The organism is Amycolatopsis sp. MJM2582 (genome assembly GCF_000754115.1).
In the GTDB taxonomy this organism is placed as follows: domain Bacteria; phylum Actinomycetota; class Actinomycetes; order Mycobacteriales; family Pseudonocardiaceae; genus Amycolatopsis; species Amycolatopsis japonica.
The window spans coordinates 280383-297466 of the sequence record NZ_JPLW01000004.1 but is presented as its reverse complement, the minus strand read 5'-3'; the positions used below and the strand labels follow the sequence as shown (position 1 = coordinate 297466).

The following is a 17084-nucleotide window of genomic DNA, read 5'->3' as shown; positions in this document are numbered from 1 at the left end:
GCATGCTGCCATCCACCACCGACAGTTTTCGGCGGTGCGGCTAATCTGCGCAGCATGGCCGCCGCCGAAGTCCGCCCAGCAGTCGTGTCCGACGCCCCCGAGATCGCCCGCATCCAGCGCGATACCTGGCGAAGCGCCTACACGGAGCTGCTCGGCGAAGCGGCTGTCGCCGGGCTCGACATCGAGGAACTCGAAAAGACCTGGATCGAGACGATCGAGTACCCGGGCACACGTGTCTTCCTCGCCACCGAAGGCGAGTTCACCGTCGGCTTCTGCGTCGTCGGCCGCGCGCCGGAGAGCGAGGTCGCCACGGCCGACGGATCGCTGCCCGACGACGCTTCGACGACGGCGCTCATCGCCTCGCTGCTGGTCGAGCCGCGCTGGGGACGCCGCGGGCACGCGGGACGGTTGCTGGCGAACGCGTCCGCCTGGCTGCGCGAAGACGGCGCCACCCGCGGGATCAGCTGGGTCGCCCAGACCGATCACGCGTCACTGGGCTTTTTCCGCCGCGCGGGCTGGTCGCCCGACGGGACCGTCCGCATCCTCGACACCGGAAGCACGAACGTGCGCGAAGTCCGCCTCACCGGCGGGCTCGACCTGGAGCTCACTCCCTGACTTCGCGAACACGACCCAGCGCATCACCGAGTACATGAACACGCCTTCGCACGCCCCGGCGATGAGCCGGGACAGGCGGTAGTCGACGCCGAGCGCGGCCAATCCCGCGCCGACGCCGAGCAGGAACGCCACGTAGTTGATGACGATCGCGATGACGTACAGCACCGCCTGCCTGCCGACGGGCGCGTGCGAGCGGAAGTTCATGCTGCGGTTCAGCACGAAGCTCAGCCCGAACGCCGTCGCGTAGGCGAGCGTGATCGCCAGCCACACCGGCAGGCCGAGCCAGCCGCGGAGCAGGGTCAGCAGGAGCAGGTCGACCCCGAAGGTGAACCCGTTGATGAGCGCGAAACCGAGGAAACTCGGCGCCACCAGCCGGGAAAGCCCGAAGGGGAGGCGCCGCACCACGGCCGCGCAGAAGTCGGCGAAGCGATCCGCGAAACCCTTGCCGCGGACCGCGTCGTGCACGTCGGCCACGGCTCCAGCATGGCAGCGGCAGGTAGCCGCGAGCCGACGAACAGGTGATCTTCTGGTGCGGCCCCGAGGCCGGGAACGGGGGCTGGCCCCAGTGCGTCCAGGTTTTCAGCTGATAACTTGGAGAGGACGAAGATAACGGGGAGGCAACGATGGTGGGCTGGTTGCTCCTGTCGTTCGGCGTCGCCTTCGGCTCCGCGATCCTCCCCGTGGTCAGCATCGAGATGTTCCTCATCGGCCTGTGCGCGAGCCAGCCGACGCTGCCGTGGCTGCTGCTCGGTGCCATCGTCGCGGCCGGTCAGGTGGGCGGGAAGACGCTCTACTACCTCGCCGCGAAGGGCACGATCAAACTGCCGAAACCGCTGCACGACCGCTTGCACCGCGAGCGGCCGCCCACCCCGCGCCGGGAACGGTGGCGGGCGCGCACCAAGAAGATGCGTGCCCGGCTCGACGCCTTGCGTGAGCGGTGCCATCGGCATCCGCATTGGATGGCGGGCACGTACGGCGTGAGTTCGGTCGTCGGCCTGCCGCCGTACATGGCCACGAGTGTGCTCGCGGGCCTGGTGCGGATGCCGCTGGCGACCTTCCTGGCCACCGGTTTCGTGGGCCGCTGGCTGCGGTTCAGCCTGCTGGCCGCCTCACCCGCCCTGTTCGCGGGCTGGTTCCACTACTGACCTCACGCATTTAGTCCTCTGGATGCGTGAACGCCCACTCCCGCGTTTAGTCCTCTAAGTGCGGGAGGCGGCTTCGAGTTCCACGGCGCGCCGCATGGTCGCGCGGGCCCGTTTCCGGTCCCCGGCGATCTCGTACGCGTACGCCAGCCGGTACCAGACGCGCCAGTTCTCCTGATCCGCCTCGACCTCGGCGCGCCGTTCGTCGAACCAGGCGTCCGCGGCGTCGCGATCCACCCGGCCCGAAGGCCGCCGCGGCAGATCGGAGACGTCGGGAAGGCCGCCTTCCTCGTCCAGCCGCCGCGAGAGCCGCTGGATCTGGACGCCGGAACGCCAGGTGGTGACGATGATCCAGATCCCGAGCACGGGCAGCAGCAGGACGCCGATGCCGAAGATCACCGGCACCGTCTCGCCGGTGCGCAGCAACGCGATGGCCCGGCCCGCCAGCAGGACGACGTAGACGGCGAGCGCCGCCGTCATCACCAGCGCGAAGTTGCGGGCCCTCACAGGTCGAGGATGTTCTCGAGACCGACCGTGAGGCCGGGCCGGGTGAGCACCGAGCGCACGCCGAGCAGCACGCCCGGCATGAACGACGTGCGGTGCAGCGAATCGTGCCGGATGGTCAGGGTCTCCCCCTCGCCGCCGAACAGGATCTCCTCGTGCGCCACCAGCCCGGGGAGCCGGACCGAGTGCACGCGGACGTCGTCGACGAGCGCGCCGCGGGCACCGTCCACTTCGGACGTCGTCGCGTCTTCACCGGGAGCGAGACCGGCTTCCGCGCGGGCTTCGCCGATCAGCCGCGCGGTGTGCGCGGCGGTGCCGGAAGGCGCGTCGGCCTTGCGGTTGTGGTGCAGTTCGATGACCTCGGCCGAGTTGTAGAACCGCGCCGCCTGCTGGGCGAACCGCATCGCCAGTACCGCGCCGAGCGCGAAGTTCGGCGCGATGAGCACGCCGAGCGACGGGTCGGCGGCGAGCCACGAGCGCAGCTTCTCCAGCCTCTCCTCGCTGAACCCGGTGGTGCCGACCACGGCGTGGATCCCGTTGCCGGTCAGGAACTCGAGATTGTCCATCACCGCTTCGGGGTGGGTGAAGTCGACGACGACCTGCGCCTGCTTGAGCGCCGCGAAGTCGTCACCGGCGTCGAGCGCGGCGACGAGCTCCATGTCGTCGGCGCCGTTGACGGCGTTCACCACTTCCTGGCCCATCCGGCCGCGTGCGCCCAGCACGCCGACGCGAATCCCAGCGGTCATGATGCGATCACCTCGTGCAGATCGTCCGGAAGGTCGTCGGCGTGAGCGTACGGCCCGACCACCGCCGCCGCCGAGACGCCACCAGGGCGGGCGAGCAGAGTGCGAGCGAGCGCACAGACCTCTTCGGTGGTGACGGCGTCGATCCGCGCCACCGTGTCGTCGACGCCGAGATAGCGGCCGTAGTTCAGTTCGTTCTTGCCGATCCGCGACATCCGCGACGAGGTGTCTTCCAGGCCGAGCACGAGCCCGCCCCGCAGCTGCCCCTTCGCCCGCGCGACCTCGGCTTCGCTCAGCCCGTCCTTGCCGACGAGTTCGAGCACCTCGCGGATCACGCCGGCGACCTCGCCGAGCTTCTCCGGCTGGCAACCGGCGTACACAGCCATGTGCCCAGCGTCGGCGTAGCTCGCGACGGACGAATACACCTGGTACGCCAGGCCTCGCTTCTCGCGGACCTCCTGGAACAGCCGCGAGCTCATCCCGCCGCCGAGCGCGGCGTTGAGCACCGACTGCGCGAACCGCCGGTCGTCGTGCCGCGACAGCGAACGCAGGCCGAGCATCACGTGCGCCTGCTCGGTGTCGTCGGTGTGCAGCGCGAGTTTCGGCGCCATCGCGATCCGCGCCCGTCCGCCCCGCGGCGGGACGGGGGTCGCCGTTCCGGTCAGCCGGTTCCGCAAAGCCTTGCGCACCAAGCGAAGCACCTGGCCGTGCTCGATGTTCCCGGCGACCGCGAGCACCATCCGCGGCAGTGTGTAGCGGCGCCGGTAGAACCCGCGCAGCGCCGAAGCGGACATCTCGATGATGGACTTCTCACTGCCGAGCACCGGACGGCCGAGCGCGTGGTTGCCCAGGATCGCGCCGACGAACGTCTCGTGCAGCAGGTCTTCGGGGTCGTCGTCGCGCATCGAGATCTCTTCGAGCACGACACTGCGTTCGGTCTCGACGTCCTTGTCCGTGCACAGCGCCTCGAACACGACGTCGGTGACGAGATCCATCGCGAGCGGCAGGTCCTCGTCGAGCACCTGCGCGTAGTAGCAGGTGTGCTCCTTCGCGGTGAACGCGTTGAACTCCCCGCCGACCGCGTCGATCTCTTCGGCGATCTGGGTGGCGTCCCGGTTCGTGGTGCCCTTGAACAGCAGGTGTTCGAGGTAGTGCGCCGCGCCCTCGACCGACGACGGCTCGTCGCGCGAGCCGACGCCGACCCACAGCCCGACCGTCGCCGAACGGGACGCGGGGACGTGTTCGGTGATGACCCGGAGGCCACCGGCCAGCACACTGCGCTTGACCACCGCGCCGTCCGAAGTGGACTCCAGCGTGCGGGTGCTGCCGACGGGCTGTTCGTGCCCGGGAACCTGACGAGCCAACGGATTCCTTACTCACATGTCAGGAAAGGGTCGTTCAGGACGAAAAATGTCCTGAACGACCCTTTCCTGACGTTTCACATCGGTCCAGCCAGGACTACTACGCGTCGGCCTTCGGGGCCTCGGCCTTGTCACCCTCGGCGGGCTTCTCGGCGGCTTCCTCGTCCTTGACCACGATCAGGCTGATCTTGCCGCGGTTGTCGATGTCGGCGATCTCGACGCGGAGCTTGTCGCCCACGTTGACCACGTCCTCGACCTTGGCGATCCGCTTGCCGTTGCCCAGCTTCGAGATGTGCACCAGGCCGTCCTTGCCCGGCAGCAGCGAGACGAACGCGCCGAACGCGGCCGTCTTCACCACGGTGCCGAGGAAGCGCTCGCCGACCTTGGGCAGCTGCGGGTTGGCGATGGCGTTGATCTTGTCGATCGCCGCCTCCGCCGACGGGCCGTCGGCCGCGCCCACGTAGATCGTGCCGTCGTCCTCGATGGAGATGTCGGCGCCGGTCTCCTCGGTGATCGAGTTGATCATCTTGCCCTTCGGGCCGATGACCTCGCCGATCTTGTCCACCGGGATCTTCACGCTGGTGACGCGCGGCGCGTACGGGCTCATCTCGTCCGGGCCGTCGATCGCCTCGGCGATGACCTCCAGGATGGTGAGGCGAGCGTCCTTCGCCTGCTTCAGCGCGGCCGCGAGGACCTCCGACGGGATGCCGTCGAGCTTCGTGTCGAGCTGCAGCGCGGTGATGATGTCCTTGGTGCCGGCGACCTTGAAGTCCATGTCGCCCATGGCGTCTTCGGCGCCCAGGATGTCGGTCAGCGCGACGTAGCGGGTCTCGCCGTCGACCTCGTCGGAGATGAGGCCCATGGCGATGCCGGCGACCGGCGCCTTCAGCGGGACACCCGCGTTCAGCAGCGCCATGGTCGAGGCGCAGACCGAGCCCATCGAGGTGGAACCGTTGGAGCCCAGCGCCTCGGAGACCTGGCGGATCGCGTACGGGAACTCGTCCCGCTTCGGCAGGACCGGCACGAGGGCGCGCTCGGCGAGCATGCCGTGGCCGATCTCGCGCCGCTTCGGCGAACCGACGCGGCCGGTCTCGCCGGTGGAGAACGGCGGGAAGTTGTAGTGGTGCAGGTACCGCTTCGTGGTCTCCGGGGAGAGCGAGTCGATCTGCTGCTCCATGCGGAGCATGTTCAGCGTGGTGACGCCCAGGATCTGGGTCTCACCGCGCTCGAACAGCGCGGAACCGTGCGCCCGCGGGATCACGGCGACCTCGGCGGCGAGCGAGCGGATGTCGGTCAGGCCGCGGCCGTCCATGCGGATCTTGTCCGTGAGGACGCGCTTGCGCATGATCTTCTTCGACAGGGCCTTGAACGCCGCGCCGATCTCCTTCTCGCGGCCGTGGAAGGCTTCGCCCTCGCCCAGGCCGATCTTCTCCAGCACCGCGGCCTTGACCTGGTCGGTCGCGTTGTCGCGGTCCTGCTTGCCCGCGATGGTCAGGGCGTTCGCGAGGTCGTCGGTCGCGATGGAGGCGACGGCGTCGTACGCGTCCTGCTCGTAGGCGAGGAAGACCGGGAACTCACCGGTCGGCTTGGCGGCCAGCTCGGCCAGCTGCTGCTGGGCCTCGCACAGCACCTTGATGAACGGCTTCGCGGCCTCGAGGCCCTCGGCGACGGCGACCTCGTCCGGCGCCTTGCCACCGGCGGCGATCAGGTCGAGGGTCTGCTCGGTGCCCTCGGCCTCGACCATCATGATGGCGACGTCGTCACCGACGATGCGGCCGGCGACCACCATGTTGAAGGTGGCCTCTTCCAGCTGCTTCCAGGTCGGGAACGCGACCCACTGGCCCTCGATCAGCGCGACGCGGACGCCGCCGACCGGGCCCGAGAACGGCAGGCCGGCGATCTGCGTCGACGCCGAGGCCGCGTTGATCGCGAGGACGTCGTACGGGTCTTCCGGGTTGAGGCTCTGGACGGTGATGACGACCTGGATCTCGTTGCGGAGACCGTCGGCGAACGACGGGCGCAGCGGCCGGTCGATCAGGCGGCAGGTCAGGATCGCGTCGGTCGACGGGCGGCCCTCGCGACGGAAGAACGCGCCGGGGATGCGTCCGGCGGCGTACATCCGCTCCTCGACGTCCACGGTCAGCGGGAAGAAGTCGAAGTGGTCCTTCGGGTGCTTCGACGCGGTGGTCGCCGAGAGCAGCATGGTCTCTTCGTCGAGGTACGCGACGACGGCGCCGGCGGCCTGACGGGCCAGGCGGCCGGTCTCGAAGCGAACGGTGCGGGTGCCGAAACGGCCGTTGTCGATGACGGCTTCGGTTTCGTGCACGGTGACTCCGGTGGAGTCGGTCATAGGGTGTATCTCCTCTTTTGATCCTCTGTAACGGCGCGAGTCTCCCACCCTGGGACCTGTTTCGCCTGCGGACGCTCGAGGAGTGAGGCCGGTCTTCGATCGAAGCCCCCGGGCCGTTGCCCGGGAACCACTACCGAGGACCGGCGGACGGTTCCTCGTGCGCGCTCGCGCCGCGTGTTTCCTTGTACTTGGACCGAGGGGGAGCGACCGATGTGGTCACTCCCCCTCGGGTTCGAGCTATCGGCGCAGGCCGAGACGCTGGATCAGCGCACGGTAACGCTCGATGTCCACCTTCATCACGTAGTTCAGCAGCCGGCGGCGGCGGCCGACCAGCAGCAGAAGCCCGCGACGGGAGTGGTGGTCGTGCTTGTGAGCCTTGAGGTGCTCGGTGAGGCCGACGATGCGCTTGGTCAGCAGCGCGACCTGGGCCTCCGGGGATCCGGTGTCCGAGTCGTGCACGCCGTACTCGGCAAGGATCGACTTCTTCTCTTCGGTGGACAAAGCCACAGTGGTGCTCCTAGATACTCTGTGCCGTGCGGCCCGGACGATGCTTCACGCCGGGTGAGACGGTCACGGCCGCCACGGACTGCAGCCGGACCCAATCATCGAGGTTACCAGCCTCGTGATCAGCGGCTTCAGTCGCGGGCGTGGTTCAACGCGTACGACCGGATCACCCGGTAGCGCGAGACGCCCTGCTCACGGTCACTGCTCATCAGAACGGCCTCGGTCGCCGTCCAAGTCTCACTGGTGAACCCGGCCAGCCGCTCCTCCCACGCGCTCGCGGCGTCCGGCCGGTCGCGGGGGAAGCGGGCCAGTGTCAGGTGGGCCACGTACGGCCTGCCCTCACTCTCCGCGCCGGCCCGCAGGGCCAGCTCGTGGAGCCCGGTTCCGGACACACTCAACCACAGGACCCCGGGGAATGTCGCGGCCTTTTCCAGCCGGAGGTCGAGCGGGCCCGCGTCCGCCAGCCGTCCGGCGAGCCAATCGCCTCGTTCCGCCGGGTCGTCCGCGCCGTAGAAACCGAGGGTGACGTGCCAGTCCTCCCGCGGCGACCAGCGGAAACCGTCGCCTCCGGGAGTGCCCACCGCGGCGGCGACCCGGTCGAGGACGCCGTCCGGCGGGATCAGCGCGCTGAAGAGGGTCACGAGCCGTTCTTGGCCGCCCGGCGCAGCAGATCCGCCAGCGACGGGAAATCTTCGTCGAGCAGCTTCGCGGCCTCGGTGAGGTCTTCGTCCTCGCCGATGTCCCGCAGCGCGGCGAGCACGCCCTGGTCGTCGGCGACGGCGCCGACCGGGATGCTGTCCCGGCCCACCGTCGGCCGCGAATCGCGGACGTCTTCCAGCGCCTCCTGCATGGCCTTGCGGTCGCCCGCGGCGACCGCGGGGACGAGCACCTTGCGCTCCAGCATGATCATCTTGGCGAGGACGACCGGGTTCCCGATCTTCGCGCGACGGCCGCTCATCACCTGGCTGAGCATGGGGGCGCTGATGCCGAGGACCTCGGCGAGGAAGGCCTGGGAGATGTCGAAGGCGACGACCAGTCTCCGCACGCGATCGCCGAGCGGTTCCCCGTACCACTCCTTCTGCAGCGCTATGTTCCGCTGGACGATCTTGTGGTCCTCCACCTGGTCCGCTCCCCTAACCCCATCGAACGCCATGCGCGCGGTCCGTGACATCTTGCCACCGGAACGCACCCAGGCGGGCGTGTTTGTCGATTCTCGTCCGGCCGTGGCCGGGTCCGGTCAGTCCTGCTCGCCGAGCATTTCCCTGGTCCGCGCGACGTCCTCGTCGATCTGCTTCACCAGACCTTCCGACGTCGTGAACCGGACCTGATCCCGCAGCTTGGCGACGAAATCGAGCGAAACGTGCTGTCCGTAGAAATCCTCGTCGATGTCGAGGACGAAGGCCTCGACGGTGCGCTCCCGCCCGGAGAAGGTGGGATTGGTCCCGACGGACACGGCGGCGCGCAACCGGCGGCCGGAATCCGACGAACGAGTGAACCAAGCGCTGTAGACACCGTCGGCGGGCACCGCCGCGAAACGCGGCGTCGACAGGTTCGCCGTCGGGTAGCCGAGGTCGTGCCCCCGGCCGTCGCCCCGGACGACGATGCCCTCCAGCCGATGCGGCCTCCCGAGCGCCTCGGACGCCGCCACGACGTCCCCCGCGTCGATGCACGAGCGGACGTAGGTCGAGGAGAACGTGATGTCGTTGTCCGCCTGCTCCTGCGCGAGCAGCCCCTGCAGTTCCGCCCCCTGCGCCACGAAACCGAACCGCTTCCCCAGCGTGCGGAGCAGGGCGACGTCACCGGCCGCCTTGGCGCCGAAGGTGAAGTTCTCCCCCACGATCACCGCGGCCGCGTGCAGTTTGTCCACCAGTACCTCGTGGACGAACTCGTGCGCCGTCAGCCGCGACAGCTCCAGGGTGAACGGCAGCACGCAGAAGACGTCCGCCCCCAGGCCCTCGACCAGTTCCGCCTTGCGGCGCAACGTGGTCAGCTGCGCGGGATGGCTGCCCGGCCGGATCACCTCCGACGGATGCGGGTCGAAGGTGAGCACCACGCTCGGCACGCCGCGTTCGGCGGCGGCGCGGACCGTCCTCGAAATCAGCTCCTGATGACCGCGGTGCACGCCGTCGAAGACGCCGATCGTCACCACGCACCGTCCCCAGCTCCCGGGGAGGTCACCCAAACCACGCCAACGCTGCACTTCTAGCCCCGTCTCCTCAGGCCCGGCTCCGTGCACCACCCTAGGCGGGCAGCAACACGACCACCGACCGGGCCAGTTCGCCTTCGTCCGCGGCGAGCGCGAGCACCCGGCCGTCCGGTCCGAACATCCCGTACGTGCCCGCGATCCCGGCCGAGGGCACCCTCTGTCCATATCGGACCGCCTGCGCCGTGCGGGCGTCCAGATCGCGGCGCGGGAACGCCGCGGCGACGGCGGCGTCGAGGTCCAGCGACAGCTCCGGCTTGTCTTCGAGCTGGTCGAGGGTGCGGGCCTTGGCGAGGGTGAACGGCCCGACCGTGGTGCGCCGCAACGCGAGCAGATGTCCGCCGGCGCCCAGTCCGGCGCCGAGATCGCGGGCCAGCGCCCGGACGTAGGTCCCCGACGAACACTCGACGATCGCGTCGAGTTCGATCCGGCCCGCCTCGCGGCGCGTGGCGAGCAGATCGAAGCGGTGCACGGTGACCGGACGCGGCGGGATCACGACCTCTTCGCCGGCCCGGACGCGGGCGTACGCGCGCTTGCCGTCGATCTTGACCGCGCTGACCGCGCTCGGCACCTGCTGGATGTCGCCGGTCAGCGCGGCGATCCCGGCGGCGATCGCTTCGTCGGTGATCTTCTCGACGACCTCCGGGGCGGCTTCGGCGATCGGCTCGCCCTCGGCGTCGTCGGTCGTGGTGGACAGTCCCAAGGAGAGGGTCGCGAGATAGGTCTTGCGGTCCAGGGCCAGGTGGCCGAGGAGTTTCGTCGCGCGTTCGATGCCGAGCACGAGGACACCGGTGGCCATCGGGTCGAGGGTGCCGGCGTGCCCGACCTTGCGGGTGCCCATGAAGCGCCGCGCCCTGGCGACGACGTCGTGGGAGGTCATCCCGGACGGTTTGTCGACGATGACGAGACCGGGCGGCGGGGCGGGACGTTTCTTGGCTTGAGCCTGATTGGGGCGCGACACGGGCCGAACCCTATCTTTCGGCTCTCGGCCTAGGACGAGACGGGCAGCGGCGCTTCGGCGTCCCAGCGGCGGCGCCGGATCTGCACCGGGATCGCCTCGCCGCGGGCCTCGGCCTCGAACAGCACGGCGCGGGTGCGCCGCCACCACACGAGCATCCGGAAGGTGCCGAACGCGAGCACCGCGATGACCGACAGCAGCGCCAGGCGGAACGTGCCGCCCGTCCACTCCAGCAGGACACCGACCGCGAGCGCCGAGATCGTCGTGGCCACGAAGCCGCCGACGTTCACCACCCCGGTCGCGGTGCCGACGCGCGAGAGCGGGTTGTAGTCCCGTGCCAGCGCGAAACCGATCATCGACACGGGTCCGCCGAGGGAAAGGAACGCGAACACCGGCACCAGGACGGCGACCGGCATCGTCCCGCTCCAGCCGAGCAGGACCGCCCACATCACCGCCGCGCCGCCGATGTACCAGCCGACGAGCGGCATCCGCAGCGACGGGCGCCGTCCGATCAGCCCGCCGAGCACGGGGCCGCCGATCATCGAGCCGAACACGAACACGATCAGCAGCGAACTCGCGGTGGCCTTCGGATATCCCTGCCCCTGTACCAGGAACGGGACACCCCACAGCATGGTCAGCACGTTGGGCGCGAACATCGTACTGAAGTGGACCCAGAAGCCCAGCCGAGTCCCCGGCGTGCGCCACGCGTCGGCGACCTGGCGGCCCAGTACCTTCGGATGGACCTTTTCGCGCACGGGCTCCGGCAAGCCGCGCGGGATGTCTTCGACGCGGAGGGCGACGACGGCGGTGTAGAGCGCCGTCACCAGGCCGACGGCGAGGAACGTCGGGGTCCAGCCGGGACCGTCGAGCAGCAGGCCCAGCGGAAGGGTCGCGGCGAGGTTGCCGACGTACCCGATGGCCCCGGTCAGCGCGGCGAGCAGGGCGTACTGGCGGCCGGGGAAATGCGCGGCGATCAGCCGCAGGATGCTCACGAAGGTCAGGGCGTCGCCGAAGCCGACGACGGCGCGGGCGAGCAGGCCGAGCGGGTAGGAATCGGCGACCGCGAGCAGGATCTGGCCGAGGCCGAGGAAGAACACGGCGCCGGTGAGCACCCGTCGTGGGCCGTAGCGGTCGACGAGGACGCCGGTGGGGATCTGCATCGCGGCGTAGACGCCGACCTGCAGGACGGTGAACGTGCCGAGCGCGGCGGCGCCGACTCCGAACCGGTCGGCGGCCTGGAGCCCGGCGACGCCGAACGAGGTGCGGTGGAAGACGGCGAGGAGGTAGACGGTGACCGCGGCCAACCAGATGAACCAGGACCGGCGGGTGGCTCGGCCTGTCACAGTGGTCCTCCTTGGGCGCGGTTTCGGGCGGTGAGAGACGCCCGCACTGCCGCCTCATATAGTTGTAGCTCCTAAGCAACGGCGAAACATACCCGTTACCCGGGTGGTTTTCGCCACAGCGCCGCGGTTCACTCGGCTGCCGGTATGGGGTTCGCCGGGTCGCGCGTGGATGTCATGAAAGGGCCGTTCAGGACATTTTTCGTCCTGAACGGCCCTTTCATGACACTTGGGGGACCGCCCCCACCACGCATTTAGTCCTCTGAATGCGGTAGTTGCCCGCGCAAGGACCGCATCCAGAGGACTAAACGCGGACGGCGCCTTCCACGGCCCACCGGCCCGAGCGCCATCGCACCAGCAGGGTCGCCAGCCGCAGCAACATGAACAGCGAGAGCCCGGTCCAGATCCCGGCCAGCCCCCAGCCGAAGGCGAGCGACAGCCAGATCAGCGGCAGGAACCCCACCGCCGCGCTGAGCAGGGTCGCGTTGCGCAGGAAGGCGGCGTCTCCCGCGCCGAGCAGGACGCCGTCGAGCGCGAACACCACCCCGGCGATCGGTTGCAGCGCGACGAAGAACCACCAGGCGTGCGGGATCTGGCCGAGTACGGCCGCGTCCGAAGTGAACACCCGCGGCAGCACCCCGGCCACGGACGCGAACACGACACCGAGGAAGCAGCCGAACACCAGGCCGTAGACGGTGATCTGGTTCGACACGCCGCGCGCCCGTTTGCTCGCCCCGGCGCCGAGCGCGGCGCCCACGAGCGACTGCGCGGCGATCGCGAGCGAGTCCAGCACCAGCGCGAGGAACGTCCAGAGCTGCAGTACGACCTGATGCGCGCCGACGGCCTCGGTGGACGTCCGCGCGGCGACCGCGGCGGCCGAGACGAAGCACGCCTGGAACGCGAGGCTGCGCAGCACCAGATCCCGCCCGAGGCCGAGCTGGGCGCGCATCACCTTCGGCTCCGGGCGCAGCGGCACCCGCTCCCGCACCAGGGCCGCGACGAACAGCGACGCCGAGATCACCTGTGCGACGACGTTCGCGATCGCCGAACCTTCCAGCCCCCAGTCCGCGCCGTACACCAGCACCGGGCACAGCACGGCCGAGATCCCGTTGCCCGCCAGCACATAGCGCAACGGTTTCGCGGAGTCCTGCACGCCGCGCATCCAGCCGTTGCCCGCCATCGTGATCAGGATGAACGGCGTGCCGAACAGTGCGATCCGCAGCCAGGAGACGGCGGCGTCGGTGATCGCGGCGTCCCCGGACAGGACGCGGGCGATCGGCGCGGCCAGCAGCTGCCCGGCGACGATCACCACCAGCCCGACGATCACCGCCAGCCAGGTCGCCTGGACGCCTTCGCGCACGGCGTCACCACGGCGGCCGGCGCCGTGCAGCCGCGCCGTCCGCGACGTGGTGCCGTACGACAGGAAGGTCAGCTGGCTCGAAACCTGCGACAGCACGACACCGCCGACGGCGAGGCCCGCCAGCGGCAGCGCGCCGAGATGCCCGACGACGGCCGTGTCCACCAGGACGTACAGCGGTTCGGCGGCGAGGACGCCGAGCGCGGGCACGGCGAGGCCGAGGACGCGTTTCGGCGGGACGCGTTCGTCGGGTTCGGAAGCTTCAGGCACCCCTGGAGACTAAAGGTCTGGTACGACAGTCCCATCCGCTGGACCGAAGCGGGCGTGCTTCACCCCGGTGGTGAACGCCCAGTACCGGTCCCCGTAGGACCAGTGCCACCATTCGCTCGGGTAGTTGACGAAGCCGGTCGTGGTCATCGCGTCGATGAGCGTTTCCCGGTTCTCGCGGGCTTCGGGGCCGATCAGCGCGGACTCGGTGAAGCATTCCGTCCCGTACTCCGGCGGTGTCGCGTTCACGTCGGTCCCCATCGGCAGCTCGACGCCGTCGACGGTGCACAGGGTGAGATCCACCGCTCCCCCGGCGACATGCGGCGCGACTTCGGGCGGTGAGACGTAGGTGGCGGCTTCGGCGGCCACCCGCCCGGACGACCACTCCGGGTTGGCGCGCGCGATCCTGGCCATGCTGTCGGCGAAGTACCGCTCCTGCACCTCCCTCGGCCGGAATCCCTCGACGACGAGCAGCCGGAGCCCGCGCGGGAGCTGGCATTGCGCCGCGACGAGCCGGTCCGCGACGCTGAGCCGCACGTGCGCGAAGGCACCCCGTTCGTCGGCGAGCCGGGGATCTATCCGGATGGCGCCGGTTTCCCGCAGGTCCACCAGGGGTTCCCCGCATTCCCGGACGGGCACGGCGGCGATGTGAGGATCCGACAACGACACGAACGAAGACATGGACCCCACTGTCCACGAACGTCCTTCAGGAACGCTGTAACCCGGTTACAGCGGAGAGCTCCCGGTACTCGCGAGCACCGTAGGTCCGGAAGATCTCGCACGCCTCCGCGGTCATCCGCTCCCCGACTGGCACGTCGCCGAGCGCGTCGTGGACCTCCGCGAGCGTGCGCAGGGTCCGTGCCCGGAACAGTTCGGCGCGCAGGTCGGTCCACCGCCGGAGCGAGTCCTCCAGGCAGTCTTTCGCTTGGTACAACCGGCCTTCCGCGAGATGCACCTCCCCGACGACGCGGAGGGTGCACGCGTGGCCGAAGGCATCGCCGAGTTCACGGCAGACCTCCAGCGCGTTGTCCGCCAGCCGCCGCGCCGCGACCGAATCCCCGCGCCGTAGCAACGCCTTGGCCAGCGCGCGTTCGGAATACGCGGCCAGCATCCGGTCTTCGGTGCCCTCGAACACCGCGAGCGCGGCACGCGCGAACTCCTCGGCTTCGGCCCACTCACCACGGGCCCGGTGATACAGCGACAGGCTGCGCAAGGTCAGTCCCTCGCCGCGCCGCGAGCCCGCCGCCGCGAACGACGCGCGCGCCTCGATCAGCGCGGTCAGCGCTCCCGGGTATTCGCCCAGCTCCAGCCGCACCGTGCCGGCCAGCCGGTGGACGTGGCCCATCGCCCCCGGATCGTCCAGTTCGGACCACATCCGCCCCGCCCGGTCCAGGAAGTGCACCGCCTCGGGCAGGTAGCCCTGCTCGCGGCAGGCGGCGCCGAGCGCGGCGAGGGTGGCGGCCTCGCCGCGGACGTCGCCCGCGGCGCGGAACATCGACAGTGCCTGGCTCAGATGCGCGCGGGACCGGGGGAAGTCGTCGTGCTCGTAGTACAGCTGCCCGAGCCCCGCCAGCAAAGTCGCCTCGCCCAAGGCGTTTTCGGTGCGGCGGGCGGCGGTGAGCGCCGCGTCGTGGGTGCGGCGCCAGGAGCCGAGCGAATCGTCGAGCACCCGGTTGTGCCCGCCGAACGCGGTGCCGCACAAGGCCGACGAGAGCCCGACCGCGATGTCGACCAGGTCCAACGCCGCCGCCAGTTCGACGGCGGTGGTCATCGCCTCCTCCTCGGCGCGGAACCATTCGTACGGCCTGGCCACGACCCGCCGCGCGATCTCCTCGGCGACGGGACGGCCCAGCCGGGAGGTGCCCTGGATCGACGGCACGACCGGCGGCAGGGTCTCGTTGATCCGTTCGACCAGCCAGATCCAGGCACCCAGCACCCGCTCGACGGTGGCCGCCCGGTCCGCGGCGGGCTCCTCCTCGACGGCGCGTTCCAGCGCGAACAAGCGGACGAGGTCGTGCAGCCGGTACCGCATGAGTCCCAAGGGATCCACGCCGTCGATTTCGAGCAGCGACACGTCGACGAGGTCTTCGAGCACCTGCTCCGCGTCGTCCGGGTCGGACTCCATCGCCGCCGCGGCGACCCATGCGGGGAAATGCGTGAGGCCGAGCAAACCCAGCCGTCGCAACGCGGTCCGCGCCGCCGTGGGCAGGAGTGTGTAGCTCAGGTTGATACTGGCCCGCACCTCCTGGTCGCCGACCACCAGTTCGTCGAGGCGGCGCTGTTCCTGGGCCAGCCGGTTCGCCAGCCGGGACAACGACCATTGCCGCCGGGACACCAGCCGCGCGCCGGCGACACGGATCGCGAGCGGCAACTGGCCGCACAGCTCGGTGATCTCGGCGGCCGAAGCGGGCTCGGTGCTGGCGCGTTCGGCCCCGACGATGCGGGTGAGCAGGTCGAGCGCGGCGTCCGCGGGCAGCACCCCCAGTTCGCAGAACGTCGCGCCCGCCAGCGCGGGAAGCCGGTTGCGTGACGTGACGACCACCGCACACCCCGGGCCGCCGGGCAGCAGCGGCCGGACCTGGGCCTCGTTCGCGGCGTCGTCGAGCACGACGAGCGTGCGGGTGCCGGCGAGCACCGTCCGGTAGCGGGCGACGCGCTCGTCGAGGGAGCCGGGCGGCGTGGTCGCGGGATCGAAATCGCGCAGGACACGGCCGAGTACCTCTTCGGCGGTCGCGGGACTGTCGGTGGAGCCGTGGAGTTCGAGGTGCAGTTGGCCGTCGGGGAAGTGCTCGGCGATCTCGTGCGCGACCCGGTGCGCCAAAGTGGACTTGCCCACGCCGCCCGCGCCGGAGACGACGGCGACCGGCATCCCGCCGGGCCGCACCAAGGTCGTGCGCAGCGCCGCGAGTTCGGGCGCCCGCCCGGTGAAGTCGGGTGGCGGCGACGGCAGCTGCCGCGGCGTACGGGAGGTGACGGCCGGGAGCAGGGCGGTGTCGGACCGCAGGATCGACTCGTGCACCCGGCGCAGCTCCGGGCCGGGATCGATGCCCAGCTCGTCGGCCAGCACCTTCCGGCCGCGTTCGTAGGTTTCCAGCGCTTCGGCCTGCCGTCCGGACCGGTACAACGCGACCATGAGCCCGCCGCGCAGCCGCTCCCGCGTGGGATGCAGGGCGACCAGTTCGGTGAGCTCCGCGAGCAGCCGCGGTCCCTGTCCCGCCGCCAGGTCCGCGTCGACCCGTTCCTCGGTGACGGTCAGCCGCAGCTCGTCCAGCCTGGTCGCTTCGGCACGCAGGAACGACTCCCCGATCCCGCCGAGCGCGGGTCCCCGCCACAGGGCGAGGCCGGTGCGGAAGAGATCCGCCGCCTCGGTGTGGTCGCCGTTCTGCGCGGCCTGCCGTCCCCGTTCCACCAACCGCTCGAACATCCGCACGTCGAGGGCGTCCTCGGCGACGTCGGCGCGGTAGCCGTTCCGATCGGACACGATCACCTGCGGCAAGCCCGCCGTGTCGAACGCCCGGCGCAGCGTCGCGACATACGTCTGCACCACCGCGCGGGCGGTCGTGGGCGGCTCCTCGCCCCAGATCACGCCGATCAGCCGTTCGGTGGGCACCGTCCGGCCGGAGCCCAGCAGCAGCGCGGCGAGCAGCGTGCGCGGTTTGACCCCCGGGAGCGCGATCGGCCCCGACGGGCCCGCCACCTCCATCGGCCCGAGCAGAGAAAACCTCATCCGTCCCTCCCCC

The 17084-nt window shown here is 70.3% G+C and carries 15 protein-coding genes and 1 pseudogene; 2 read left to right on the top strand and 14 right to left on the bottom strand.

The genetic code is table 11. The features are described from left to right. Positions 1–54 precede the first annotated feature (54 nt). The gene (locus tag ED92_RS42070) at positions 55–615 is read left to right on the top strand and encodes a GNAT family N-acetyltransferase (RefSeq protein ID WP_081975927.1); all 561 of its coding nucleotides are present in this window, start codon (positions 55–57) and stop codon (positions 613–615) included. A gap of 66 nt (positions 616–681) precedes the next feature. Here the strand turns inward: ED92_RS42070 and ED92_RS43425 are convergent. Next, positions 682–984: pseudogene (locus tag ED92_RS43425) on the bottom strand (GtrA family protein); the annotation flags it as partial. Positions 985–1238: 254 nt separating this feature from the next. Here ED92_RS43425 and ED92_RS26675 point away from each other — a divergent pair. Beyond that, complete coding sequence (locus ED92_RS26675; RefSeq protein ID WP_037343090.1) at positions 1239–1760, top strand: YqaA family protein; 522 nt, start codon at positions 1239–1241, stop codon at positions 1758–1760. 54 nt (positions 1761–1814) lie between these two features. Here ED92_RS26675 and ED92_RS26670 read toward each other — a convergent pair whose 3' ends face one another. From ED92_RS26670 to ED92_RS26610, 13 genes are all read right to left on the bottom strand, one after another. After that, positions 1815–2264, bottom strand: coding sequence for a tetratricopeptide repeat protein (locus ED92_RS26670; protein ID WP_037343089.1), 450 nt, complete (start codon positions 2262–2264; stop codon positions 1815–1817). Beyond that, positions 2261–3007 (bottom strand): 4-hydroxy-tetrahydrodipicolinate reductase, encoded by a 747-nt coding sequence (gene dapB, locus ED92_RS26665; protein ID WP_037343088.1) that lies wholly within the window; start codon positions 3005–3007, stop codon positions 2261–2263. Before dapB ends, ED92_RS26670 begins: the two co-directional genes overlap by 4 nt. Continuing rightward, a complete protein-coding gene (locus tag ED92_RS26660; protein ID WP_037343087.1) occupies positions 3004–4368 on the bottom strand; it encodes a pitrilysin family protein in 1365 nt (454 codons plus the stop codon). The genes dapB and ED92_RS26660 overlap by 4 nt, the downstream gene beginning before the upstream one ends. Positions 4369–4465: 97 nt before the next feature. Then, on the bottom strand, positions 4466–6715 hold the full coding sequence (locus tag ED92_RS26655; RefSeq protein ID WP_037343086.1) for a polyribonucleotide nucleotidyltransferase: 2250 nt from the start codon (positions 6713–6715) through the stop codon (positions 4466–4468). Between the two features lie 237 nt (positions 6716–6952). Then, entirely contained in the window at positions 6953–7222 is a 270-nt protein-coding gene (gene rpsO, locus ED92_RS26650; protein ID WP_003084034.1) for a 30S ribosomal protein S15, read from the bottom strand. Positions 7223–7350: 128 nt separating this feature from the next. Next, on the bottom strand, positions 7351–7860 hold the full coding sequence (gene thpR, locus ED92_RS26645; RefSeq protein WP_037343085.1) for an RNA 2',3'-cyclic phosphodiesterase: 510 nt from the start codon (positions 7858–7860) through the stop codon (positions 7351–7353). Next, positions 7857–8339, bottom strand: a complete 483-nt coding sequence (locus ED92_RS26640; protein WP_037343083.1) for a helix-turn-helix transcriptional regulator — start codon at positions 8337–8339, stop codon at positions 7857–7859. The genes thpR and ED92_RS26640 overlap by 4 nt, the downstream gene beginning before the upstream one ends. Before the next feature lie 117 nt (positions 8340–8456). After that, on the bottom strand, positions 8457–9419 hold the full coding sequence (locus ED92_RS26635) for a bifunctional riboflavin kinase/FAD synthetase (protein WP_081975926.1): 963 nt from the start codon (positions 9417–9419) through the stop codon (positions 8457–8459). A 40-nt stretch (positions 9420–9459) separates the two neighbouring features. Further along, positions 9460–10383, bottom strand: a complete 924-nt coding sequence (truB, locus tag ED92_RS26630; RefSeq protein ID WP_081975925.1) for a tRNA pseudouridine(55) synthase TruB — start codon at positions 10381–10383, stop codon at positions 9460–9462. Positions 10384–10412: 29 nt separating this feature from the next. After that, positions 10413–11723 (bottom strand): nitrate/nitrite transporter, encoded by a 1311-nt coding sequence (locus ED92_RS26625; RefSeq protein ID WP_037343077.1) that lies wholly within the window; start codon positions 11721–11723, stop codon positions 10413–10415. 301 nt (positions 11724–12024) lie between these two features. Then, entirely contained in the window at positions 12025–13347 is a 1323-nt protein-coding gene (locus tag ED92_RS26620; RefSeq protein WP_037343074.1) for an MATE family efflux transporter, read from the bottom strand. Positions 13348–13356: 9 nt separating this feature from the next. Beyond that, on the bottom strand, positions 13357–14025 hold the full coding sequence (locus tag ED92_RS26615) for a M15 family metallopeptidase (protein ID WP_037343071.1): 669 nt from the start codon (positions 14023–14025) through the stop codon (positions 13357–13359). A gap of 25 nt (positions 14026–14050) precedes the next feature. After that, positions 14051–17071: an AfsR/SARP family transcriptional regulator gene (locus ED92_RS26610; protein WP_037343068.1), complete on the bottom strand. Its 3021-nt coding sequence runs from the start codon at positions 17069–17071 to the stop codon at positions 14051–14053. Between the last annotated feature and the right edge of the window lie 13 nt (positions 17072–17084).